This is a genomic window from Chelatococcus sambhunathii (genome assembly GCF_001418005.1).
GTDB classification, from domain to species: Bacteria; Pseudomonadota; Alphaproteobacteria; order Rhizobiales; family Beijerinckiaceae; genus Chelatococcus_A; species Chelatococcus_A sambhunathii.
Genome location: NZ_LIOL01000005.1, coordinates 80440 through 102945, shown reverse-complemented (window position 1 = coordinate 102945; position 22506 = coordinate 80440). Strand labels below are relative to the sequence as shown.

21 protein-coding genes are annotated in these 22506 nt (G+C 68.3%); 12 read left to right on the top strand and 9 right to left on the bottom strand.

The features are described from left to right. The first annotated feature begins 192 nt into the window (after positions 1-192). From ASC46_RS11530 to ASC46_RS21255, 9 genes are all read left to right on the top strand, one after another. On the top strand, positions 193-1032 hold the full coding sequence (locus ASC46_RS11530) for a transporter substrate-binding domain-containing protein (protein ID WP_072249491.1): 840 nt from the start codon (positions 193-195) through the stop codon (positions 1030-1032). Positions 1033-1154: 122 nt separating this feature from the next. Beyond that, the gene (locus ASC46_RS11525; protein ID WP_055459462.1) at positions 1155-2858 is read left to right on the top strand and encodes a lysine--tRNA ligase; all 1704 of its coding nucleotides are present in this window, start codon (positions 1155-1157) and stop codon (positions 2856-2858) included. A gap of 115 nt (positions 2859-2973) precedes the next feature. Continuing rightward, complete coding sequence (gene ubiE / locus ASC46_RS11520; RefSeq protein ID WP_055459461.1) at positions 2974-3732, top strand: bifunctional demethylmenaquinone methyltransferase/2-methoxy-6-polyprenyl-1,4-benzoquinol methylase UbiE; 759 nt, start codon at positions 2974-2976, stop codon at positions 3730-3732. A 7-nt stretch (positions 3733-3739) separates the two neighbouring features. Then, positions 3740-5308: a 2-polyprenylphenol 6-hydroxylase gene (ubiB, locus tag ASC46_RS11515; protein WP_055459460.1), complete on the top strand. Its 1569-nt coding sequence runs from the start codon at positions 3740-3742 to the stop codon at positions 5306-5308. A gap of 173 nt (positions 5309-5481) precedes the next feature. Continuing rightward, positions 5482-6690, top strand: a complete 1209-nt coding sequence (gene coaBC / locus ASC46_RS11510; protein WP_055459459.1) for a bifunctional phosphopantothenoylcysteine decarboxylase/phosphopantothenate--cysteine ligase CoaBC — start codon at positions 5482-5484, stop codon at positions 6688-6690. Continuing rightward, entirely contained in the window at positions 6687-7157 is a 471-nt protein-coding gene (gene dut / locus ASC46_RS11505; protein ID WP_055459458.1) for a dUTP diphosphatase, read from the top strand. Before coaBC ends, dut begins: the two co-directional genes overlap by 4 nt. 33 nt (positions 7158-7190) lie before the next feature. Further along, positions 7191-7643, top strand: a complete 453-nt coding sequence (locus ASC46_RS11500; protein ID WP_019402126.1) for an RrF2 family transcriptional regulator — start codon at positions 7191-7193, stop codon at positions 7641-7643. Between the two features lie 121 nt (positions 7644-7764). After that, positions 7765-8751: a cysteine synthase A gene (gene cysK, locus ASC46_RS11495; RefSeq protein ID WP_055459457.1), complete on the top strand. Its 987-nt coding sequence runs from the start codon at positions 7765-7767 to the stop codon at positions 8749-8751. Positions 8752-8980: 229 nt separating this feature from the next. After that, positions 8981-9142 carry a hypothetical protein gene (locus ASC46_RS21255; RefSeq protein ID WP_157672332.1) on the top strand — a complete coding sequence of 54 codons (162 nt, stop codon included), beginning with the start codon at positions 8981-8983 and terminating at the stop codon, positions 9140-9142. A gap of 60 nt (positions 9143-9202) precedes the next feature. Here ASC46_RS21255 and typA read toward each other — a convergent pair whose 3' ends face one another. Then, positions 9203-11032, bottom strand: a complete 1830-nt coding sequence (gene typA / locus ASC46_RS11490; protein WP_055459456.1) for a translational GTPase TypA — start codon at positions 11030-11032, stop codon at positions 9203-9205. 204 nt (positions 11033-11236) lie between these two features. On the opposite strand from typA, the gene ASC46_RS11485 reads away from it, so the two are divergent. Both ASC46_RS11485 and ASC46_RS11480 read left to right on the top strand, forming a co-directional pair. Continuing rightward, positions 11237-11689, top strand: coding sequence for a MarR family winged helix-turn-helix transcriptional regulator (locus tag ASC46_RS11485; protein ID WP_055459455.1), 453 nt, complete (start codon positions 11237-11239; stop codon positions 11687-11689). Beyond that, positions 11686-13029: a multidrug effflux MFS transporter gene (locus ASC46_RS11480; protein ID WP_055459454.1), complete on the top strand. Its 1344-nt coding sequence runs from the start codon at positions 11686-11688 to the stop codon at positions 13027-13029. Before ASC46_RS11485 ends, ASC46_RS11480 begins: the two co-directional genes overlap by 4 nt. A gap of 4 nt (positions 13030-13033) precedes the next feature. Here the strand turns inward: ASC46_RS11480 and ASC46_RS11475 are convergent, their stop codons facing one another. The 4 genes from ASC46_RS11475 to fdxA all read right to left on the bottom strand — a co-directional run bounded on the left by ASC46_RS11475 (position 13034) and on the right by fdxA (position 17049). Further along, on the bottom strand, positions 13034-14143 hold the full coding sequence (locus ASC46_RS11475; RefSeq protein ID WP_055459453.1) for a site-2 protease family protein: 1110 nt from the start codon (positions 14141-14143) through the stop codon (positions 13034-13036). A 95-nt stretch (positions 14144-14238) separates the two neighbouring features. Then, positions 14239-15648 (bottom strand): argininosuccinate lyase, encoded by a 1410-nt coding sequence (gene argH, locus ASC46_RS11470; protein WP_055459452.1) that lies wholly within the window; start codon positions 15646-15648, stop codon positions 14239-14241. A 155-nt stretch (positions 15649-15803) separates the two neighbouring features. After that, complete coding sequence (locus ASC46_RS11465; protein ID WP_019402118.1) at positions 15804-16577, bottom strand: ferredoxin--NADP reductase; 774 nt, start codon at positions 16575-16577, stop codon at positions 15804-15806. A gap of 142 nt (positions 16578-16719) precedes the next feature. Continuing rightward, on the bottom strand, positions 16720-17049 hold the full coding sequence (gene fdxA / locus ASC46_RS11460) for a ferredoxin FdxA (RefSeq protein ID WP_019402117.1): 330 nt from the start codon (positions 17047-17049) through the stop codon (positions 16720-16722). A 137-nt stretch (positions 17050-17186) separates the two neighbouring features. Between fdxA and ASC46_RS11455 the strand changes: the two genes are divergently transcribed. Then, on the top strand, positions 17187-18383 hold the full coding sequence (locus tag ASC46_RS11455; protein WP_055459451.1) for an amidohydrolase family protein: 1197 nt from the start codon (positions 17187-17189) through the stop codon (positions 18381-18383). A 36-nt stretch (positions 18384-18419) separates the two neighbouring features. Here the strand turns inward: ASC46_RS11455 and ASC46_RS11450 are convergent, their stop codons facing one another. From ASC46_RS11450 to ASC46_RS11435, 4 genes are read right to left on the bottom strand one after another with little or no spacing between them, the layout of a single operon-like run. Continuing rightward, entirely contained in the window at positions 18420-18851 is a 432-nt protein-coding gene (locus tag ASC46_RS11450; RefSeq protein WP_055459450.1) for a MarR family winged helix-turn-helix transcriptional regulator, read from the bottom strand. 37 nt (positions 18852-18888) lie between these two features. Beyond that, positions 18889-19593, bottom strand: a complete 705-nt coding sequence (locus tag ASC46_RS11445; RefSeq protein ID WP_055459449.1) for an ABC transporter ATP-binding protein — start codon at positions 19591-19593, stop codon at positions 18889-18891. Further along, entirely contained in the window at positions 19590-20363 is a 774-nt protein-coding gene (locus ASC46_RS11440; RefSeq protein WP_055459448.1) for an ABC transporter ATP-binding protein, read from the bottom strand. Before ASC46_RS11440 ends, ASC46_RS11445 begins: the two co-directional genes overlap by 4 nt. Then, a complete protein-coding gene (locus ASC46_RS11435; protein WP_245280534.1) occupies positions 20360-22321 on the bottom strand; it encodes an ABC transporter permease in 1962 nt (653 codons plus the stop codon). Before ASC46_RS11435 ends, ASC46_RS11440 begins: the two co-directional genes overlap by 4 nt. Positions 22322-22506: the final 185 nt, after the last annotated feature.

The following is a 22506-nucleotide window of genomic DNA, read 5'->3' as shown; positions in this document are numbered from 1 at the left end:
AGGAGAGAATTTCACTCTTCATCTGTTATGCCCCGTAACCCGCAGACAGATTATCCACAGGCGGAATTTTGTAAATTTGTTTGTTTCGAAGAGCCGGGCTCGGTGCTCGGTAGCGCCGCGACCCCCTTGCCGGCACGGGCGCCCTTGGCGCACAACTGCAGATATCAGCCGGCAGGTTCTCAAGGAGGCGGAGTGTTCAAGGCATCGCTGCTTCGATTGCTCGTCCTCGTGTTCCTCGGCGGACCTGTCCTTGCGGCCGAGGCGGACGGTCCCATCGTGCCCAATTTCTGGGACACGCGGACGCGCATCGAGAAGCCGGACCTGTCCTGGGTCCGGGTCGTGCGGGTGATGACGGACGATGAGTTTCCGCCGCTGCATTTCGCGGGTCCCGACGGTGTGCCTACTGGCTTCGCGGTCGAGCTTGCGCGCGCCGCCTGTGAGGTGCTGTCGGTTGCCTGCACCATCCAGGCGCGCCGATTCGACACGCTGCTGCCGGCGCTTGAAGCCGGCCACGGCGACGTGGTGGCTGCCGGCATTGCCATCACCGCATCTCTGAGGGAGGGCTTTGCCGTCACGGCCCCCTTCCACCGCATGCCGGCGCGCTTCGTCGTGCGCCGTGAGAAGGCGCCGGACAGACTTACGCCCGAGGTGCTCGCCGGCCGCTCCATCGCGGTGATTGCCGGCAGCGCGCACGAAGCCTTCCTGAAAGCCTATTTCCCCGAGACCGAGGCGAAGCCCTATGCGAATCTGATCGCGGCGCGTGAGGCGTTGAGGGCGGGCGAAGTCGATTACCTGTTCGGCGACGGCATGAGCCTTGCCCTGTGGCTCAACGGGCGTGTGGCCGACGATTGCTGCCGCTTCGTCGGCGGCCCCTATCTCGAGAGCCGCTATTTCGGCGAGGGTGTGGGCTTCGTGCTGCGTAAGGACGACAAGGTGCTGAGGCGCGCATTCGACTACGCGCTGCAGCGCCTTTGGGACAACGGCACCTATGCCGAGCTCTACCTGCGCCATTTCCCGGTCGGCTTCTATTGACCTTTCCGGAATTTGGCGGGAAATGCCGCGTTGACGCGCGGGGGTGCCCTACCTAGTGTCCGCCCGCCCTGGCCTCGGCCCAGATCGGCGGCCGGCCCCTCATTCTTGAAGAGACCTGTATCATGACGCATCCGCTCCATCTCGATCCCGCGCTCGTCGAGGCCGCCCGCGCCTCGGCCGCCTGGCCGTTCGAGGAAGCGCGCAAACTCGTTGCGCGCCTGGAGCGGTCGGGCAAGAAAGAGGCGCTGTTCGAGACGGGATACGGCCCCTCGGGCCTGCCGCACATCGGCACCTTCGGCGAGGTGGCGCGCACCTCCATGGTGCGTCACGCCTTCCGCGTGCTGACGGAAGACCGCATCCCGACGCGGCTCGTCGCCTTCTCGGACGACATGGACGGGCTGCGCAAGGTGCCGGACAACGTGCCGAACCGCGAGATGCTCGCCGCGCATATCGGCAAGCCGCTGACGCGGGTGCCCGATCCCTTCGGCACGCACGAGAGTTTCGGCCACCACAACAACGCGCGCCTGCGCGCCTTCCTCGACGCCTTCGGCTTCGACTACACCTTCATGTCGGCGACCGAGTGCTACACCTCGGGCCGCTTCGACGCCACGCTGCGCCTCGTCGTCGAGCGCTATGACGAGGTGATGGCGATCATGCTGCCGAGCCTGAGGGCAGAGCGGGCGCAGAGCTATTCGCCCTTCCTGCCCGTCCATCCGAAGACCGGCATCGTGATGCAGGTACCGATCGAGGAGGTGAGGAAGGACAGCGCCACCATCGTCTGGCGCGATCCCGCGACGGGCGAGCGCTTCGAGACACCGGTCACTGGCGGCCATGCCAAGCTGCAATGGAAGCCGGACTGGGCCATGCGCTGGGTGGCGCTCGGAGTCGACTACGAGATGGCGGGCAAGGACCTCATCGATTCCGTGCGTCTGTCGGGCCAGATTGCCCGCGCGCTCGGTGCGCCGCCGCCCGAGGGTTTCAACTACGAGCTTTTCCTCGACGAGAACGGTCAGAAGATCTCGAAGTCGAAGGGCAACGGCCTGACCATCGAGGAGTGGCTGCGCTACGGCACGCCCGAAAGCCTCGCCCTCTTCATGTACAACAAGCCGCGCGAGGCCAAGCGCCTGTTCTTCGACGTCATCCCGCGCCACGTCGACGATTATCTCGGCTTCCTCAACGCATACGGCCGGCAGGAGTGGAAGCACCGGCTCGGCAATCCGGCCTGGCACATCCATGCCGGCGAGCCGCCGGCGCCCGAGACGATTGAGGCGGCCGGCGCCAACGGGACGTCGACGCAACTTACCTTCGGCATGCTGCTCAACCTTGCCGGCGTCGCCAATACCGAGGATCCGGCGGTGCTGTGGGGCTTCATCCGGCGCTATGCGCCTGGCGCGTCGCCTGAGACGCATCCGCGCCTCGACAAGCTCGTCGGCCATGCCGTCAACTACTTCCGGGACTTCGTGCGCCCGGCCAAGACGTTCCGGGCGGCGAGCGAGGCGGAGCGGGAGGCGCTCGCCGATCTCGACAACGAGCTTGCGGCGTTCGAAGGATCGAGCGACGCCGATGCCCTTCAGGCGGTCGTCTACGAGGTCGGTCGCCGGCACTTCCCCGATCTCAGCGGCAAGACGAAGAGTCCGGACGGGCGTCCGGGCGTCTCGCAGCAGTGGTTCTCGAGCGTCTACCAGGTGCTGCTCGGCGAGGAACGCGGGCCGCGCTTCGGTTCCTTCATCGCCCTCTATGGCGTCGCGGAGACCCGGGCGCTGATCGAGAAGGCACTGTCCGGCGCGCTCCTGGCTGAGCACGAGGCTTTCCTCGCGGCGCGTTGAGCCGGCCCAAGGTGCGGCGCGCCGTTTCCGGACGGCCCCGGGGGGCGCAACGTGCCGTGCCATGGCGCGACCGCGCCTGCCGGGCTATGGTCCCGGCGTTCGATGAGGTGGGACGATGACGGCAGCGCGCGACGAAGACACGCATTTCGGCTTCTCGAACGTGAGGCTCACGGACAAGCAGCGCCTCGTCGACGATGTCTTTCACAAGGTCGCCAGCCGTTACGACCTGATGAACGACCTCATGTCGGGCGGCCTGCACCGGGCGTGGAAGGATGCCCTCGTCTCCACACTGCGACCGCCGCGGCACCGGCCCTTTCACCATCTCGACGTCGCCGGCGGCACCGGTGACATCGCCTTCCGCGTGAGCGACGCCGGCGGGCCGGATACCAAGGTCACGGTGCTTGACATCAACGGCGAGATGCTCGCTGTCGGGCGCGCCCGGGCGGCGGCGCGCCATGCGCACGACATCGAGTTCGTGCAGGGCAATGCCGAGAGCCTGCCCTTTCCGGACCGCAGCTTCGATGCCTATACGATCGCCTTCGGCATCCGCAACGTGCCGCGCATCGAACTTGCCCTGAAGGAGGCGCACCGCGTGCTGAAGCGCGGCGGCCGCTTCCTGTGCCTCGAGTTCAGCCGGGTCGACGTGCCGGTGCTCGATGCGATCTACGACGCCTATTCCTTCAATGTCATCCCGGCGATGGGCCGCATGGTGACGGGTGACGGCGAGCCGTATCGCTATCTCGTCGAATCGATCCGCAAGTTCCCCAAGGCCCGCGCCTTTGCCGGCATGATCGAGGAAGCAGGCTTCGTGCGTGTCACCGCCCGGCCGATGACGGGCGGCATCGTTGCCCTGCATTCCGGCTGGAAGATCTGAGGCGCTCGTGATCTCAGCGCTCGTCCACTGCTTCAGGCTCGCCCGCGTCGGCTTCGTGCTGGCGCGCGAAGGGGCGCTCTCCCTGACCGACGTCGCCCCGCTGCCGCCGGCGATGCGCCTCATGATCTCGCTCGGTCGCACCGTCGAGCGGCGCGGCGCGCGCGAGAGCGGATCGCGCCTTGCGGCGGCGATGACGCGGCTCGGGCCCTCCTACGTCAAGTTCGGCCAGTTCCTGGCGACGCGGCCCGACGTCGTCGGCGTGCGCGCGGCGGCCGATCTCGAGAGCCTGCAGGACCGGCTGCCGCCCTTTCCGCGCGAGGAGGCGGTGCGCACCATCGAGGAATCCTTCGATGTGCCGATCGAAAGGCTCTTCAGCGACTTCGGCCCGGCGCTCGCCGCAGCCTCCATCGCCCAGGTGCACAGGGCACGCATCGGCGAGGGTGAGGGAGCGCTGACGGTCGCGGTCAAGGTGCTGCGGCCGGGGGTGCGCGAGCGCTTCGCGCGCGATCTCGCCTCCATGCGCTTTGCCGCCGCCATGGCGGAGCGCCTGTTCCCGTCCATGCGGCGCCTCAGGCCCATCGAGGTGGTGGAGACGCTGGCGCGCTCCGTCGCCATGGAGATGGACCTGAGGCTCGAGGCAGCGGCGCTCTCGGAGCTCGGCGAGAACACCCGCGACGACGTCGACTTCCGCGTACCTCAGGTGAAGTGGGACCTGACCGCTCGCGACGTCATGACGAGCGAGTGGGTGGACGGCACGCCGCTGTCAGACATGGCGGCGCTGGTCGCCGCCGGCCACGACCGCGTGGTGCTGGCGCGCACGGTCATCCAGTCCTTCCTGCGCCAGGCGCTGCGCGACGGCTTCTTCCATGCCGACATGCACCCCGGCAATCTCTTCGTCGATCCCGAGGGGCGGCTCGTCGCGGTCGACTGCGGCATCATGGGCCGGCTCGGCCACAAGGAACGGCGCTTTCTCGCCGAGATCCTCCTCGGCTTCATCACGCGCAACTACCGCCGGGTGGCGGAGGTGCATTTCGAGGCGGGCTACGTGCCGCGCCACCACAGCATCGCGGATTTCGCCCAGGCCATCCGCGCCATCGGCGAGCCGATCCACGACCGGCGCGCCGACGAAATCTCGATGGCGAAGCTCCTGACGCTGCTCTTCGAGATCACGGCGCTGTTCGACATGAACACGCGCACCGAGCTCGTGATGCTGCAGAAGACCATGGTGGTGGTCGAGGGCGTGGCGCGCTCCCTCGACCCGCGCCTCGACATGTGGTCGACGGCCGACCCGGTCGTGCGCCAGTGGATCGAGCGCAACCTCGGCCCCGTCGGCCGGCTGGAGGAGGCCGGGCGCGGCGCTTTGTCGATCGCGGGCTTCGCCGGGCACCTGCCGTCGATCCTCAACCGCGGCGAGCGCATCGTCGAGCAGCTCGAGATCGCCGGCGAGCGCGGCTTCCTGCTCGCGCCGGAAAGCGTTGCCGACATCGGCCGCGCCGAGGCCCGCCGCGCCCGTTGGGGCAATCTGGCGCTATGGGCTATCGCCGCCATCCTGGCCGCCATGTGGCTCGGCGGCTGAAAATCCGCCGCTCTGCACGTTAAGGTTGATTCTTCATTTCCGCTTCGAAGGCATCCTTGGAGCGCTGAACTGTTTGCGCGCTGTGCACGACGCGCTAGTTTGCGCGTCGCGCCGCGCCGGCCTCGCTCGCCGAAAGCGCCCGGCGCCGGATCGATCCTCGACGGGAGCGGCGCGTGACCAAGCGTATCCTTCTCATCATCGGTGGCGGAATCGCGGCCTACAAGTCGCTCGATCTCATCCGCCGCTTGAAGGAGCGCGGCCATGAGGTGCGTGTGATCCTGACGAAGGGCGGCGCCGAATTCATCACGCCGCTCTCCGTCGCCAGCCTGTCGCGCGAGCGCGCATTTACCGACCTCTTCTCGCTGACGGATGAGGCGGACATCGGCCACATCGAACTGTCGCGCTCGGCGGACCTCCTCGTCGTCGCGCCGGCGACGGCCGACCTGCTCGCGAAGATGGCCGGCGGCCATGCCGATGATCTCGCCTCGACGGCGCTTCTTGCCACCGACAAGCCGGTCCTCGTCGCCCCGGCGATGAACCCGCGCATGTGGCAGCACCCCGCGACGCGCCGCAACATGGCGCTCCTCCAGGCCGACGGCGTTACCGTCGTCGGACCGAACGAGGGGGCCATGGCCGAGCGCGGCGAGTTCGGCCCCGGACGCATGGCCGAGCCGATGGAGATTCTCGCCGCCGTCGAGCGGCTTCTCGGCGGTGCGGACCTGCCGCTCGCCGGCCGCCACGTTCTCGTCACGTCGGGCCCGACGCACGAGCCGATCGATCCCGTGCGCTACATCGCCAACCGCTCCTCCGGGCGCCAGGGGCACGCCATCGCGGCCGCCGCGGCCGCCGCCGGGGCGCGGGTGACGCTCGTGTCCGGGCCGGTCGCCATCGCCCCACCCGCGGGGGTGACGACGGTGGCCGTCGAGACCGCCCGCGAGATGCTGGCGGCGGTCGAGGCGGCGCTACCGGCCGATGCCGCAGTCTTCGCCGCGGCGGTGGCGGACTGGCGCACGGCGGGCGAAGCCGCTCAGAAGATGAAGAAGAACGGCAAGGGGGCGCCCAGGCTCACCCTCGTCGAGAACCCCGACATCCTCGCCACCATCGCGCATCGTGCCGAGCAGCGGCCCGGCATCGTCGTCGGCTTCGCGGCCGAGACGGAGAAGGTGGTGGAGCATGCCCGCCAGAAGCGTCTGCGCAAGGGCTGCGACTGGATCGTCGCCAATGACGTCGGCCCCGGCACGGGGGTGATGGGCGGCACGCGCAACACGGTGCATCTCGTCACCGGCGAGGGCGTCGAGGACTGGCCGACCATGGACAAGGACGAGGTGGCGCGCCGGCTCGTGGCCCGCATCGCCGCCGCCATGCCGAAGGGATCCGCATGACACCGACGCCGCCTGCCGAACCGCACGTGGAGGTCGTGCGCCTGCCGCATGCGGGTGACCTGCCGCTGCCGCGCTACGAGAGCGCGCATGCCGCCGGGCTCGATCTGATGGCGGCCGTGCCCGCCGATGGGCCGGTGACGCTGCCGCCCGGCGGCCGCGCGCTCGTGCCCACCGGTTTCGCGATGGCGCTGCCTCCCGGCTATGAGGCGCAGGTGCGGCCACGCTCCGGTCTCGCCCTGAAGCACGGCGTGACCGTTCTCAACGCGCCGGGGACTGTGGATGCGGATTACCGCGGCGAGATCGGTGTTATTCTGATCAACACGGGTGCAGCGGATTTTACGGTGAGCCGCGGTATGCGCATTGCACAGCTGGTCGTCGCGCCCGTGCGGCAGGTCCGGTTGGCGGAAGTCGACCGGCTGGGCGCGACGGAACGCGGCGCCGGCGGTTTCGGGTCGACCGGCATGTGACCCGCGAGAAGCAGACGAAGAGGAACGACGACAATGATCCTGCTCTCCCGGCGCAGCCTTCTCGCCATTGCCGCTGTCGTCGACGTGGCCATCCACGCACGGCCGAGCCCGGTGGCGGCGAAACTGCTCGCGGCCCGTCACAACCTGCCGCCGCGTCATCTTGAGACGGTGCTGCAGCAACTCGTGCGGGCCGGCATCCTCAAGGGAGTTCGGGGACCGCGCGGCGGCTATGAACTCGCGCGTGAGCGCCGCCGCATCACGGCCGGCGAGATCGTGCGGGCGGCGATGGCGACCTCAACGGAGGAATCGCTGCCGCCCGTGCCGGAATCCGCCCTCGTCGACCTCGTCGTCGGGCCGGTAGTGCGCGATGCCGGGGAGGCCTTTCTCAGGATCCTCGATGAATCGACGGTCGAAGACCTGTGCCGACGCGCCGAGGAGGCCGCGGTCTTCGGGCTCGTGCCGTCGTCGGTCGATTTTACGATATAGAATGTGATTATAGGAATATTATCGACAGTCTTTGTGTAAATATGCTATCGGGGCTGAGGTTCAATCACCTGGCCTGCCTTTCATTTCTGTGGCAGGCCGGCAGCAGGGTGGAGACGAGATCATGGCCGAACCAGCCACCAAGCCCGCAACGGACAAGCAACATGTGCCCGGGCGCGGGCGGATCTACAATTCGATCACCGAGACGATCGGCGACACGCCCCTGGTGCGGCTCGACCGGCTGGCGAAGGACAAGGGCGTCAAGGCCAACCTCCTCGCCAAGCTCGAGTTCTTCAATCCCATCGCCAGCGTGAAGGACCGCATCGGCGTCAGCATGATCGACGACCTCGAGGAGCGCGGCCTGATCAGGCCGGGCGCGACGCTCATCGAGCCGACCTCGGGCAACACCGGCATCGCGCTCGCCTTCGTCGCCGCCGCGCGTGGCTATCGCCTCATCCTCGTCATGCCGGAGACGATGTCGATCGAGCGGCGCAAAATGCTCGCCTTGCTCGGCGCCGAACTCGTCCTCACCCCCGGCCCGCAGGGCATGCGCGGCGCCGTCAACCGCGCCGAGGAACTGAAGAACGAGATCCCCGGCTCCATCATCCCCCAGCAGTTTGCCAACCCGGCCAATCCGGCCATTCACCGTCGCACCACTGCGGAGGAGATCTGGAACGACACCAACGGCGCGGTGGACATCTTCGTCTCGGGCGTCGGCACCGGCGGCACCATCACCGGCGTCGGCCAGGTACTGAAGCCGCGCAAGCCCTCGCTGCGCGTCGTCGCGGTCGAACCCGAGGATTCGCCCGTTCTTTCCGGCGGCCAGCCCGGCCCGCACAAGATCCAGGGCATCGGCGCCGGCTTCGTGCCGCAGGTGCTCGACCGCTCGGTCATCGACGAGGTGGTGACGGTGGGCAACCAGACGGCCTTCGACACCGCGCGCCTGGTCGCCCGCCTCGAGGGCATCCCGGTCGGCATCTCCTCCGGCGCGGCGGTGGCTGCGGCCCTCGAGATCGCCGCCCGTCCGGACAGCGCCGGCAAGACCATCGTCATCATCATCCCCTCCTTCGCCGAGCGCTATCTCTCGACGGCGCTGTTCGAGGGTCTGTGATCTTCATCCCTCTTTCCGCGAGTGGGGAGAGGGAACGTCGACGCTCCTTCAGGAGGCTTTTGCTCAACTGGTTTGCGAAGCGCAGGGGCGGCCATGTGGCCGCCCTTTTGCTTGTCCGGCTTCGGCGGGCCCCGCCGCGTGCGGGGGCGCACGCCGGCCCGTTCCGGTTCGGCGCATTTTGTCCCTGCCTGACGCGCCGATGCGGCGCCGGGCACCGGGGAGCCGAACCATGTACCGCCGCCTCGCACTTCTCTCGATGTTCGTGTTCTTCGCCGCGGCCTATGCGACGCAGGACCGGCTGCCGCGCTCGGCGGTGAGCTTGCTGCGCCGGGCTGGCGAGCATGTTGCGATCGTCTCAGAAACGGACGTGAGCATCGGTCCGGACATGTGAGCGTCGCCCAAGCGGGACATGAAAAAGGGCGCCTTCGGCGCCCTTTCATTTGGCCCGGCGTCAGCCCGCCGCCGCTTCCTTGGCGCGCTCGGCGCGCTTGCGGTCGTTGGGGTCGAGCAGGGTCTTGCGCAGGCGGATGGACTTCGGCGTCACCTCGACGAGCTCGTCGTCCTGGATCCAGGCGAGCGCCCGCTCCAGCGTCATGCGAATGGGCGGCGTCAGGCGCACCGCCTCGTCCTTCGACGTCGTGCGGATGTTGGTGAGCTTCTTGCCCTTAAGCACGTTGACCTCAAGGTCGTTGTCGCGCGTGTGCTCGCCGACGATCATGCCCTGGTACACCTTCCAGCCGGGCTCGATCATCATCGGGCCGCGGTCCTCGAGGTTCCACAGCGCATAGGCCACGGCCTCGCCGGCGTCGTTGGAGATGAGCACGCCGTTGCGCCGGCCGGCGATCTCGCCCTTGTAGGGGGCGTAGGCGTGGAACAGCCGGTTCATGATCGCGGTGCCCCGCGTGTCCGTCATCAGCTCCGACTGATAGCCGATGAGGCCGCGCGTCGGGGCGTGGAAGACAAGGCGCAGCCGGTTGCCGCCGGAGGGGCGCATCTCGATCATGTCCGCCTTGCGCTCAGACATCTTCTGCACGACGACGCCCGAGTGCTCCTCGTCGACGTCGATGACGACCTCCTCGATCGGCTCCAGCGTCTCGCCCGTGGCCTCGTCCTTCTTGAAGACGACGCGCGGGCGCGACACTGCGAGCTCAAAGCCCTCGCGGCGCATGGTCTCGATGAGGATGGCGAGCTGCAGTTCGCCGCGGCCGGAGACGAAGAAGGAATCCTTGTCGGACGATTCCTCGATCTTCAGCGTGACGTTGCCCTCGGCCTCCTTGAACAGGCGGTCGCGGATCATTCGGCTCGTCACCTTGTCGCCCTCGGTGCCGGCGAGCGGCGAATCGTTGACGAGGAAGGACATGGTGACCGTCGGCGGATCGATCGGCTGGGCCGGCAGCGGCGTGTCGACCTCGGGGGCGCAGAAGGTGTCCGCCACCGTGCCCTTTTCGAGGCCGGCGATGGAAACGATGTCGCCCGCCTCCCCCAGCTCGATCGGCTGGCGCTCGATGCCACGGAAGGCGAGGATCTTCGATACGCGGCCCTGCTCGATGACCTTGCCGTCACGGTCGATGACCTTGATGGCCTGGTTCGGCTTGACCTGCCCCGCCGAGATGCGGCCGGTGATGATGCGGCCAAGGAAGGGGTTCGCCTCGAGGATGGTGCCGAGCATGCGGAAGGCGCCGTCCTCGACGGTCGGCGGCGGCACGTGGTCGAGTACGAGGTCGAAGAGCGGCCCAAGCCCGGCCTCCTTCGGGCCCTCGGGCGAGGCCGCCATCCAGCCGTCGCGGCCCGAGCCGTAGAGGATCGGGAAGTCGAGCTGCTCGTCGGTGGCGTCGAGGGCGGCGAAGAGGTCGAAGACCTCGTTGATCACTTCCTGCGCCCGCGCATCCGGCCGGTCGACCTTGTTGATGGCGACGATGGGGCGCAGACCGATCTTGAGCGCCTTGCCGACGACGAACTTGGTCTGCGGCATCGGGCCCTCGGCGGCATCGACGAGCACGATGGCGCCGTCCACCATGTTGAGGATGCGCTCCACCTCGCCGCCGAAGTCGGCGTGGCCGGGCGTGTCGACGATGTTGATGCGCGTGCCCTTCCAGACGACCGAGGTCGCCTTGGCAAGAATCGTGATGCCGCGCTCCTTCTCGAGGTCGTTCGAATCCATCACGCGCTCGGCCACGCGCTGGTTCTCGCGGAAGGCGCCGGACTGGGCGAGCAGCTTGTCCACGAGGGTCGTCTTGCCGTGGTCGACGTGGGCGATGATGGCGATATTGCGCAGCTGCATGAAAACTCCTGCCGCGGCGGATGGGGCCCGGCTCATGACACGAAATGGCAAAGCGGATGGGACAGCGCGCGCTGCCTACGCGCCCTGGCACGCGGTTCCTATAATCCGATGTGCGTCAAACGGCAACGGAAAGTCTGTTGCGGCGCAGCAGCCCCTTGACCTTCGCCATTGATTTCATAAGGTGTACTTATATTAAGGCGAGCGATGAAATCCGGTCCAGCCACCTTCGGTTTCCTCTTGACGGATGCAGCGCGCCTCCTGCGCGCGCGCTTTGACCGCGCCATGGAGGAGGCGGGGCTCGGCCTCACGCCGGGCGAGGCGCGCGCCCTCGTCTTCGTCAGCCATTTCGCTCCGATCCGCCAGAGCCACCTTGCCGAGCGCATGAGCGTGGAACCGATGACGCTCGTCGGCTTCATCGACCGGCTGGAGGCACGCGGGCTCGTTGAACGTATGCCGGACCCGGAGGATCGGCGCGCCAAGACGGTGCAGCTCACGCCGGCGGCCCTGCCGCTCGTCGAGGAGATCAAGATCGTGCTGACGCGGGCCCGCGAGGACGCGACGCGCGACTTCTCGCAGGAGGAGATCGAAACCATGCGCCGGCTGCTCGACCGCATGCGCAGCAATCTCTGCAGCCGCAGCGGCGGGGAGGGAGCATGAAGCCGTCCGCCGCCACGCCGATGATGAGCGAGATGCGCACCGCCGTCATCGGCGCCTTCATCGTGGCGCTCGGGCCGGTGAGCCTGGCGCTCTACACCCCAGCTATGCCGGCGCTGGTCGGAGCCTTCAACACGACGCCGGCGGCGATCAACCTGACGCTGACGGTTTATTTCTTCGGCTTCGCCTTCGCCCAGCTCGTCTGCGGTCCGCTTTCGGACGCCTTTGGACGGCGGCCTGTGGCCATCGGCTTCTTCTCCATCTACCTGGCCGGCAGTCTCGTCGCCGCCTGGTCGCCGAGCATCGGCTGGCTGCTCGCCGGCCGGGCGCTGCAGGGCGTCGGCGCGGCGGCCGGCGTCGCCATCTCGCGCGCCATCGTGCGCGACCAGTTCACGGGCCAGACTTTGGCCCGCATCATGAACCTGATCGGCCTGATGCTGGCCGTCGGCCCGGCCGTCTCGCCGACGCTCGGCGGCATGACGGCGAGCGCCTTCGGCTGGCACGCCCTGTTCGTCATCATGGTCGTCTACGGCCTCGCCGTGGTCCTCACGCTCGCCCTCGCGACGCGCGAGACGAACCTTGCGCCCGACAGGGCGCTGGCGCGTCCGGCCCGCATGCTGACGAGCTACGGCGTTCTCCTGTACGATCGGCGCTTCCTGCGTGCGGGCCTCGTGCTCGGCCTCACCACCGGCGGGCTCTACACCCTCGCCTCCATGCTGCCCTTCGTCATGATCGACCGGGTGGGCCTGACGCCGACGGGTTTCGGCCTGTCGATGCTTTGCCAGACCGGAGCCTATACCATCGGCACGGTGATCGCCGGGCGGCTGCTGCGCCGCTTCGAGGCGAGCCGCCTCATCTCGGCCGGTCTCGTCTTCTCGCTCTCGGCCGCCCTCTGGTTCGCGGTGGGCCTGAGGCTGCTGCCGCCGGGCTTTGCCACCGTCATGGTGCCGGTTGCGCTGTGGGCTTTCGGCATCGCCCTCGTCATGCCTGGCGTCACGACCAATGCGCTCGCCGGTTTTCCGCATATCGCCGGCGCCGCGGCAGCCATGACGGGATTCATGCAGATCGGCGGTGGGCTCGTCGGCTCGGCGGTCGGCGCGGCCTTCTTCAGCGATCCCTTCGTCGCCATGACGACGGTCTTGCCGCTGATGGGTGTCCTGGCGGTTGCCGCCCATACCGGCCTCGCGCCGCGCCCGCTGCGCGCAGCCCCTCCCGCAGCCGAGGATCTGATGGCGGCTGCCGACCCCGCAGGCATCGTCGGCACGGGCGCGGAGGAGGCCATGCTGCTGGAGGAGGCGCGCCCGCGCGAACCCCGGACGGCGCGGGAGGACGCCCGCACCTGATCGGTCAGGCGCGCGGGTTGCGGTGGCCGAAGCGCCATTCCGGCTGCACGGAGCGCACCAGCATCATCTCGCCGATGTTCTCCGCCGTGAGGAGGCCGACGAGACGATCGTTTCCGTCGAGCACGCCGAGGGCCGGGGCCTTGGCCTCGTTGAGCTTGCGAAAGGCGGCCTCGAGCGGCTGGCGGTAGTGGATCGTCGGCACCTCGGCATTCATGACCTCGATGACCGGCGATGCGGCGCCGTGGTTCCTGAGCGCCATGACAAGGGCGTCGCGCGTCAGGATGCCGCGCAGGTGCCCGCCGCCGTCGACGACCGGGAATTCCTTCTGGGACGTGCGGATCATGGTCTCGACGGCATCGTCGAGCGAGCTCTGCGGGCCGAGCACCTCGAACTGCGTGATCATCGCCTCGCCGACCGGCAGGCCGCGGGTGACGTCGCGGAAGGCGACGTGCTCGGCCTCCGAGGAGGCGGCGAGATAGACGAAGATGGCGATGAAGATGAGGAGCGGGTTGAGGAAGAGGCCGGCGAAGCCGAGGAGGAAGGCGAAGCCCTGGCCGATGGTGGCGGCAAGCTGCGTCGCCCGCGAGAAGCCGACCCGCATGGCGAGGATCGCCCGCAGCACCCGGCCGCCGTCCATGGGAAAGGCCGGAATCATGTTGAAGAGGACGAGGATGATGTTGGCCCCGGCGAGGCGCGCGAGCAAGCTGACGCGTGGATCCTCGAGGCGCGCCATGTCCGTCAGATCGACCGTCGCGCCGAGGATGATGACGAGCACGAGGGCGATGACGACATTGACCGCGGGCCCCGCGACGGCGACGACCAGTTCCTCGCCCGGCTTTTCCGGGATGCGCTCGAGGCTCGCGACGCCGCCGATCGGGAAGAGCGTGATGTGCGGCGTGCGCACGCCGTAGCGCCGGGCGGCGAGCACGTGGCCGAACTCGTGGAGCAGCACGCACAGGAAGAGGAGCGCGATGAAGAGGACGCTGTCAGCGGCGGCGGCGGGTCCGCCGAGGCGGTATTGCGCGAAGCCGATCCACGCCAGGAAGAGCAGGAAGGTGACGTGGATGCGCACCGCGGTGCCGGCGATGGTGCCGACGTGAATGGACCAGGGCATGGGGGTTGAGCCTCCGCTTCATGCTTTGTCACAGCAAAGCATGAAGCGGACCGTTTACGCCATGGGGCCAAGGGGTTCGTCGTGCGTCTAGGCGTTCAAAGCCGGGCGCGCCACCAGGCGATCTGGGCGCGCACGTTGTCGGGGGCCGTGCCGCCGAAGCTCATGCGCGAGCGCACGGAGTTCTCGACGCCGAGGACGCCGTAGACCGCGTCCGTGATGCGCGGCTCCACCGCCTGCATCACGTCGAGCGACAGGTCTTCCAGGCCGCAGCCGCGCTGCTCGGCTTCGGCGACGAGGCGCCCGGTGACATGGTGGGCGTCGCGGAACGGCATTTCGAGCGCGCGCACCAGCCAGTCGGCGAGATCGGTCGCCGTGGCGAAGCCGGCGCCGGCGGCGGCCGCCATCCGCTCGGACACGGGCTTCAGGTCCGCGATCATGCCGGAGACGGCGGCGAGCACGAGCTCGTAGGTGTCGGCGGCGTCGAAGAGGCGCTCCTTGTCCTCCTGCATGTCCTTGGAATAGGTGAGCGGTAGGCCCTTCATCACCGTGAGCAGCGCCACCAGCGAGCCGATGATGCGGCCCGGCTTGGCGCGCACCAGCTCGGCCGCGTCCGGATTCTTCTTCTGCGGCATGATGCTGGAGCCGGTCGTCCACTGGTCCGACAGGCGCACGAAGCCGAACTGCGGCGTCATCCAGATCACGATCTCCTCCGCGAGGCGCGAGAGGTGCATGGCCGAGATCGAGGCGATCGACAGATATTCGAGGATGAAATCGCGGTCGGAGACGGAATCGAGCGAGTTGCGCGTCGGCCCGTCGAAGCCGAGCGCTTCGGCCGTTGCGTGCCGGTCGATGGGGAAGGAGGTGCCGGCGAGGGCGGCGGCGCCGAGCGGGCATTCGTTGAGGCGCTTGCGCGAGTCGCGGATGCGCGAGCGGTCGCGCCCCAGCATCTCGACATAGGCCATGAGGTGGTGGCCGAAGGTGACGGGCTGGGCGCTCTGCAGGTGGGTGAAGCCGGGCATCACCGTCTCCGCATGGGCGGCCGCCTGGGTGAGCAGCGTGTCCATCAGGTTGGTGATCTGGGCGTCGGCCCGGTCATGCGCCTCGCGCACCCACAGGCGCACGTCCGTCGCCACCTGGTCGTTGCGGCTGCGGGCCGTGTGCAGGCGCCCGGCGGCCGGGCCGATGAGGTCGCGCAGGCGGCCCTCGACGTTCATGTGGATGTCTTCGAGCGCCGTCGAGAAGGTGAAGTGGCCGCCCTCGATCTCCTCGAGGATGCGCTTCAGCCCGTCGTGGATGGCGTCGCGGTCCTCTTCCGAGATGATGCCCTGCTTCGCCAGCATGTCGGCATGGGCGACGGAGCCGCGGATGTCCTGCGCGGCGAGGCGTCTGTCGAAGCCGATGGAGACGTTGATGGCCTCCATGAGTGCGCTCGGCGAGGAGGCGAAGCGCCCGCCCCACATCGCATTGGCGTTCTTGTCCTGCCCGTTTGCCGGCTTGCCGCTCATGTCGCCTCGCTCGCTTCGTCTGGCGCCCCTTCGCCATCGGCGCGTCATAGGCCAGCAGCGGGCGGGGGGCAAGGCGTGGGGAGGGGGCGCAAGAGAAAAGGCGCGGCGGGTTCGCGCCGGCCGCGCCTCAGGCAGGGGAGAAAGCTGAACCGGGCTCAGCGCTCGGCGAAGGCCTTCTCGATGACGAAATGGCCTGGCTCGCCGTGGTTGCCTTCGTTGAAGCCGCGCTCCTCGAGGATGATCTTGAGGTCGCGGATCATCTGCGGGCTGCCGCAGAGCATCAGGCGGTCGTTCTCGGCGTCGATCGGCGGCAGGCCGATGTCGCCGAAGAGCTTGCTGGTCGTGATGAGATCGGTGATGCGGCCGCGGTTGCGGAAGGGCTCGCGCGTCACGGTCGGATAGTAGATCAGCTTCGAGCGGATCTCCTCGCCGAGGAATTCGTCCTCCGGCAGGTCGCGGGTGATCATCTCGCCATAGGCGAGCTCGGACACCTGGCGGCAGCCGTGCAGGAGGACGACCTTCTCGAAGCGCTCGTAGGTCTCCGGATCGCGGATGAGGCTGAGGAAGGGGGCAAGGCCGGTGCCGGTGCCGAGCAGGTAGAGGTTGCGGCCATGCATCAGGTTGTCGAGCACGAGGGTGCCGGTGGCCTTGCGGCCGACGATGATGGGATCACCTTCCTTCAGGTGCTGCAGGCGGGAGGTCAGCGGCCCGTCCGGCACCTTGATGGAGAAGAACTCCAGCTTCTCGTCGTAGTTGGGGCTCACGACGCTGTAGGCCCGCAGGAGGGGTTTTCCCTCCACCTCGATGCCGATCATCGTGAACTGGCCGTTCTTGAAGCGGAAGCCGGGGTCGCGCGTCGTCGTGAAGGAGAACAGCGTGTCCGTCCAGTGATGCACGCTCAGAACGCGCTCTTGGTTGAAGTTGCTCATGGCTTCTCGTCCATGCTCCCGGATCTGCGTCGCGGCCGGTGCCGCGGGGTTGAGTGCCGCGCCTTCACATAGCGGGGCGCCGCGCGGGGGAAAAGGGGTAACCAGCTTCTATTTGCACGATCTCGTACGGAATTGCAAGTATTTACATTTTTTCCGTACTAAATAGAAATTTCTCCTTGTCGGGGACGTCTTTCCACGCGTCCGCATCGTCCGGGACCGGTCCCTTATCGGTGATGTTGGGCCAGATCGCGGCATATTTCGCATTGACGGGCAGCCAGCGGTCGGCGCGCGGGTCAGTGTCGGAGACGATCGCGTCGGCCGGACATTCCGGCTCACACACGCCGCAGTCGATGCATTCGTCCGGATGGATGACGAGCATCGTCTCCCCCTCGTAGAAGCAGTCGACCGGGCACACCTCCACGCAATCCTGGTACTTGCAACGGATGCAGCCATCGGTCACGACATAGGTCATGCGAACCTCCGGAAGGGCTCTTGCTCGCCTCTAGATTGTTTGTATACTAACAAATTACCGCATCTGATCCGGCTTGTCAATCGGGTCGTGACGCGGGCGGCGAGAGGCTGGTCGAAGCAACGGGAGAGAGGGAACCTATGGCGCACGATGCGGTACAGCAGGGCGGGAAGGGCAAGCTCGTCATTCGCAACATCGGCCTGATTCTGAGCGGCGATCTCGAGCGGCCGATCCTCGACGGCGACACGGTGGTCGCGATCGACGGCCGGATCGCCGCCGTCGGCCGCGAGAAGGACGTCGACACCGACGGCGCGAGCGAGGTCATCGACGCCAACGGCACGGTGCTGACACCGGGCCTCATCGACAGCCACGTCCATCCCGTCGCCGGCGACTGGACGCCGCGCCAGCAGCAGCTCAACTGGATCGACAGCAATCTGCACGGCGGCGTCACCACCATGATCTCGGCCGGCGAGGTGCACACGCCGGGCCGACCGCGCGACGTCGTCGGGCTCAAGGCCATGGCGATCTACGCCCAGCGCACCTTCTCCGCCTTCCGCCCGAGCGGCGTGAAGATCCACGCCGGCGCACCCTGCATCGAGCCGGACATGACGGAACAGGATTTCAAGGACCTGGCCGACGCGGGCGTCAAGCTGCTCGGCGAGGTTGGCCTCGGCGGCGTCAAGGACGGGCCGACGGCGCGCAAGATGGTGGCCTGGGCGCGCAAGTACGGCATCCAGTCGACCATCCACACCGGCGGGCCGTCCATCCCCGGCTCCGGCCTCATCGACAAGGACGTGGTGCTGGAGGCGGACACGGATGTCGTCGGCCACATCAACGGCGGCCACACGGCCCTGCCGGACGACCAGATCCGCTGCATCTGCGAGGGCTGCAAGCGCGGCCTCGAGCTGGTGCACAACGGCAACGAGCGGGCCGCGCTCTACACCCTGCGCATCGCGCGCGAGATGGGCGACCTCAACCGCGTCATCCTCGGGACGGATGCGCCGGCAGGCTCCGGCGTGCAGCCGCTCGGCATCCTGCGCATGGTCTCGCTGCTCTCCTCGCTCGGCGACGTGCCGGCAGAGGTGGCCTTCTGCTTCGCCACCGGCAACACGGCGCGCATGCGCCAGCTCGACTGCGGCCTGGTCGAGGTCGGCCGCGCGGCCGATTTCGTGCTGATGGACAAGGCCCAGCACTCGGCGGGCAAGGACCTGCTCGAGTCCGTGCGCCTCGGCGACCTGCCGGGCATCGGCATGACCATCATCGACGGGATCGTGCGCACGCAGCGCAGCCGCAACACCCCGCCGGCGACGCGCATGCCGGAGATCGTGGCGCGATAGGGCGCACGCGTTTCCGGCCGCGGGGCCGGAAGCGCGTCAGAGCATCTTCTGCAGCAGGGCGATCAGCGTCGCGCGTTCCGCGGCGCTCAGTTCCTTCAGCGTTTCCTCGGAGATGGCGGCGGCCCGGGGCAGGCAGCGTGCGACGGTCGCCTCGCCCTCCGGCGTCAGGGCCACGAGCAGGCGCCGGCCATCGTCGGGGTCGGGGCTCGTCCCGGTCAGGCCGCGCTTCGTCAGCCGGTCGACGACGCCCTTGATGGTGGCGGCGTCCATGGCCGTCTGCCGGCCGAGGAGGTTCTGCGACAGCGGGCCGGCCTGGTGGAGCTTGGCGAGCGCAGCCCATTGGGTCGGAGTCAGGTCCTCGCCCATCATGGTCATGAAGATGGTCGTGTGGCGCTGGCTCACCTGGCGCAGGATGAAGCCGATCTGCTCGTCGAGAACATAGGCTGGCATCGAAACGGCTGAGGTCATCGATACTCCGGTCCGGGCGGCGATCTCTCGCCGCCTATCACACTGCAAGATAAGCGTCACGAATGTCGGGGCTCTCCTCGAGCTCGCGAATCGTGCCGCCGAAGCGGATGCGCCCGCTTTCGATGATATAGGCCCTGTCCGAGATCAGCCGCGCGAAATGCAGGTTCTGCTCCGACAGGACGATGCTGAGGCCCTCGTTCTTCATGGCGAGGATGGCGTTCGCCATCTCTTCGACGATCTTGGGGGCGAGCCCCTCCGACGGCTCGTCGAGGAGGACGAGGGAAGGGTTGCCCATGAGCGTGCGGGCGATGGTCAGCATCTGCTGCTCGCCGCCGCTCATGCGTCCGCCAAGGCGCCCCCGCATCTCGCCGAGATTGGGAAAGAGCGCATAGAGCTTCTCCGGCGTCCAGCGGGGGGCGCCCGTCCGCTCCGGCTGCTCGCCGACCATGAGGTTCTCCTCGACCGTCAGCTCGGTGAAGATGCGCCGGTCCTCGGGCACGTAGCCGAGGCCGCGGCGCACGATCTCGTGCGTCGGGCGCGCCGTGATGTCCTCGCCCTCGAAGAGGATGCGCCCCTCGCGCCGGGCGACGAGCCCGACGATGGAGCGGAAGGTGGTGGACTTTCCGGCACCGTTGCGGCCGAGCAGAGCCACCACCTCTCCGGCGCCGACATTGATGTCGACGTCGAAGAGGATATGGGCGGGCCCGTAGAAGCTGTTGAGCTGGTGGACTTCGAGTTTCATGCCGCGGCCTCTCCGCCGTAGACGCTGCCTTCGCCGAGATACACGGCCTTGACGTCCGGGTTGTTGCGCACCTCCGCCGGCGTGCCGCCCGCAATGAGGCTGCCGCGGTTCAGCACCATGATCCGGTCGGCATGCTCGAAGACCACGTCCATGTCGTGCTCGGTGAAGAGCACGCCGATCGACTGCTCGCGCGCGATCGTCGCGGTAAGGCGCATCAGCGCGACCCGCTCCCTCGGTGCCATGCCGGCCGTTGGCTCGTCCATCAGGAGGAGCTTCGGCTCATTCACGAGGGCGATGGCGAGTTCGAGGCGCTTCAGGTCGCCATAGGCGAGCTCGCCGCACGGTCGCTCCGCGAGGTCGCGCATGCCGACGAGTCCGAGCAGCCGGTCGGCCTCGGCGCGGTGGCGCGCGCCAGCAAAGCCGAACAGGCGACCGAGCTCGCGGTGGTGCGAGAGCAGCGCGACCTGCACGTTCTCGCGCACGGTCATCGAGGGATAGGTGGCGGTGATCTGGAAGGTGCGGCCGACGCCGAGGCGCCAGATCTCGCGCGGACGCAGGCCCGTCGTGTCGCGGCCAAGGATCTTCACCGAGCCCGTATCGCGGCCGATCTGGCCGTTGAGCATGTTGAAGCACGTGCTCTTGCCGGCGCCGTTGGGGCCGATGAGGGCGAGGATCTCGCCGGCGGCGAGGGTGAAGGAAACGCCTCTGACCGCATGCACGCCGCCATAGGACTTCGACAGCTTCTCGACTTCGAGGATGGGCGCGCTCATCGTGCGGCCTCCATCTTGGGGGCGGCGATCGGGGCGGCGCCGCTGCCGGAGGTCGCAGCGGGCGCCTTGGCGGGTGCCTTGGCGGGTGTGGTCCGCGCCGCGGCGCCGCCGTCGTCGGCCTTGGCGCGGCGGCGGGCCAGGAGGTCCTCCGCGAAGCCGACGATGCCCTTGGGGAAGGCGACGACGAGCAGCACGATGATGGCGCCGAGCACGAGCTTCGACAGGTCCGTCTGGCTGACGAGCCAGATGGCGAGCGCCTTGTAGACGATGGCGCCGACGACGGCCCCCGACACCGTCTCGATGCCGCCGAGCAGCACCATGACGAGGCCGTCGACCGACATCGGGATGGCGAGGTTGTCCGGGAAGACGCTGCCCTTCAGGAAGGCGAAGAGCGCCCCAGCGATGCCCGCGAACGTTCCGGCGATGACGAAGGCGGCCCACTGCACGCGCGAGCGGTCGATGCCGATCGCCTCCGAGCGCAGGGCGGAATCGCGCGTTGCCCTGAGCGCGTAGCCGAAGGGCGAGAAGACGAGTACGCGCAGCGCCACGATGCCGGCGACGGAGACGGCGAGGGCGAGCCAGTAGAAGGCGGCGGGGCTAGCGGCCCAGCTCGCCGGCCACACGCCGAGGATGCCGTTGTCGCCGCCGGTGACCTCGACCCACTGGAAGGCGACGGACCATGCGATCTGCGCGAAGGCGAGCGTCAGCATGGCAAAATAGACACCCGACAGGCGCACGCAGAACCAGCCGAAGAGGATGGCGCCGGCCACCCCGAGCAGCGGCCCGAGCAGGAGCGAGCCGATCATCGGCATGCCGAACATGGTGGTGGCGAAGGCCGCGCCATAGGCGCCGAGGCCGAAATAGGCCGCATGGCCGAAGGAGGCGAGGCCGCCGACCGTCATCAGGAAGTGCAGGCTCGCCGCGAAGAGGGCGAAGACGGCGATCTCGGCCAGCACCGTCAGCGCGTAGTCGCCGGTGACGAAGGGCGCAAAACCCGCGGCGACGACGACGGCGAGCATGACGAGGCGCTGGTTCTGGCTCATCGGCTGCCACGGGCGGATGCTGAGCCCGGCCGGCTGGCGCGCCGGCCCTTCGGGGCGCCCGAGCAGGCCCCATGGCCGCACGATGAGCACGCAGGCCATGACAAGGAAGACGAGGACGATCGAGATCTTGGGGAAGATCAGGATGCCGAAGGCGTTGAGTTCCGAGACGAGCACGGCGGCGATGAAGGCGCCGAGCACGCTGCCGAGGCCGCCGATGACGACGACGACGAAGACCTCGACGATGATCGAAAGGTCCATGAGATGGGTGACGGCGTTGCGCGGGATCTGCAGCGCGCCGCCGAGGCCGGCGAGGAAGATCCCGAGCGCGAAGACCGAGGTGAACAGCCAGGTCTGGTTGACACCGAGGGCCGCCACCATGTCGCGGTCCTGTGTCGCCGCGCGCACGAGCACGCCCCAGCGCGTGCGGTGGAAGAGGATCCACAGGCCGCCGAGAACGAGCGGGCCGAGCACGATGAGGAAGAGGTCGTAGGTGGGCACCGCGAGACCGAGGATATCGACGGCGCCGCGCAGGCCCGGCGCCCGCGGGCCTACGAGGTCCTCCGGCCCCCAGATCATGACGACGAGGTCCTGCACCATCAGCGTCACGCCGAAGGTGGCGAGCAGCTGGAACAGCTCCGGCGCGCGATAGATGCGGCGCAGCAGCACGATCTCCAGCAGCGCGCCGACGGCCGCGACGACGAGGGCCGCGGCGACGATGCCGCCCCAGAAGCCGAAGAAGCCCTCGAAGCGCTCCGTGAGCGTATAGGCCACATAGGCGCCGAGCATGTAGAAGGCGCCGTGGGCGAAGTTCACGATGCGCGTGACGCCGAAGATGATCGACAGGCCGGACGCGACGAGGAACAGGGAGGCCGCGCTGGCGAGGCCTGTCAGGAACTGGACGACGATGAATTCCACGGACGCGACCCTCTGGTTCTGGTCAGCCCCGGCGTCATGCGCCAGGTTCGGGCGGTAGCTTGCACGAACGTGAGCGACAGTGCCCCGGTCCCTCGCCGCCCTGTGTGGGAGGGCGGGAAAGGGTGCGCTGCAAGGGCTGCTGCCCGGGGCGGAGCGTCGGTCGTACCGCCCTCCGCCCCTGCCCC

Bases quoted from the DNA above. Each gene is read 5' to 3' on its own strand.
- ASC46_RS11525 (WP_055459462.1), top strand. From the start codon at position 1,155: ATGACGCATCCGCTCCATCTCGATCCCGCGCTCGTCGAGGCCGCCCGC.
- ubiE (WP_055459461.1), top strand. From the start codon at position 2,974: ATGACGGCAGCGCGCGACGAAGACACGCATTTCGGCTTCTCGAACGTG.
- dut (WP_055459458.1), top strand. From the start codon at position 6,687: ATGACACCGACGCCGCCTGCCGAACCGCACGTGGAGGTCGTGCGCCTG.
- ASC46_RS11500 (WP_019402126.1), top strand. From the start codon at position 7,191: ATGATCCTGCTCTCCCGGCGCAGCCTTCTCGCCATTGCCGCTGTCGTC.
- cysK (WP_055459457.1), top strand. From the start codon at position 7,765: ATGGCCGAACCAGCCACCAAGCCCGCAACGGACAAGCAACATGTGCCC.
- ASC46_RS21255 (WP_157672332.1), top strand. From the start codon at position 8,981: ATGTACCGCCGCCTCGCACTTCTCTCGATGTTCGTGTTCTTCGCCGCG.
- typA (WP_055459456.1), bottom strand. From the start codon at position 11,032: ATGCAGCTGCGCAATATCGCCATCATCGCCCACGTCGACCACGGCAAG.
- ASC46_RS11485 (WP_055459455.1), top strand. From the start codon at position 11,237: ATGAAATCCGGTCCAGCCACCTTCGGTTTCCTCTTGACGGATGCAGCG.
- ASC46_RS11480 (WP_055459454.1), top strand. From the start codon at position 11,686: ATGAAGCCGTCCGCCGCCACGCCGATGATGAGCGAGATGCGCACCGCC.
- ASC46_RS11475 (WP_055459453.1), bottom strand. From the start codon at position 14,143: ATGCCCTGGTCCATTCACGTCGGCACCATCGCCGGCACCGCGGTGCGC.
- argH (WP_055459452.1), bottom strand. From the start codon at position 15,648: ATGAGCGGCAAGCCGGCAAACGGGCAGGACAAGAACGCCAATGCGATG.
- ASC46_RS11465 (WP_019402118.1), bottom strand. From the start codon at position 16,577: ATGAGCAACTTCAACCAAGAGCGCGTTCTGAGCGTGCATCACTGGACG.
- fdxA (WP_019402117.1), bottom strand. From the start codon at position 17,049: ATGACCTATGTCGTGACCGATGGCTGCATCCGTTGCAAGTACCAGGAT.
- ASC46_RS11455 (WP_055459451.1), top strand. From the start codon at position 17,187: ATGGCGCACGATGCGGTACAGCAGGGCGGGAAGGGCAAGCTCGTCATT.
- ASC46_RS11450 (WP_055459450.1), bottom strand. From the start codon at position 18,851: ATGACCTCAGCCGTTTCGATGCCAGCCTATGTTCTCGACGAGCAGATC.
- ASC46_RS11445 (WP_055459449.1), bottom strand. From the start codon at position 19,593: ATGAAACTCGAAGTCCACCAGCTCAACAGCTTCTACGGGCCCGCCCAT.
- ASC46_RS11440 (WP_055459448.1), bottom strand. From the start codon at position 20,363: ATGAGCGCGCCCATCCTCGAAGTCGAGAAGCTGTCGAAGTCCTATGGC.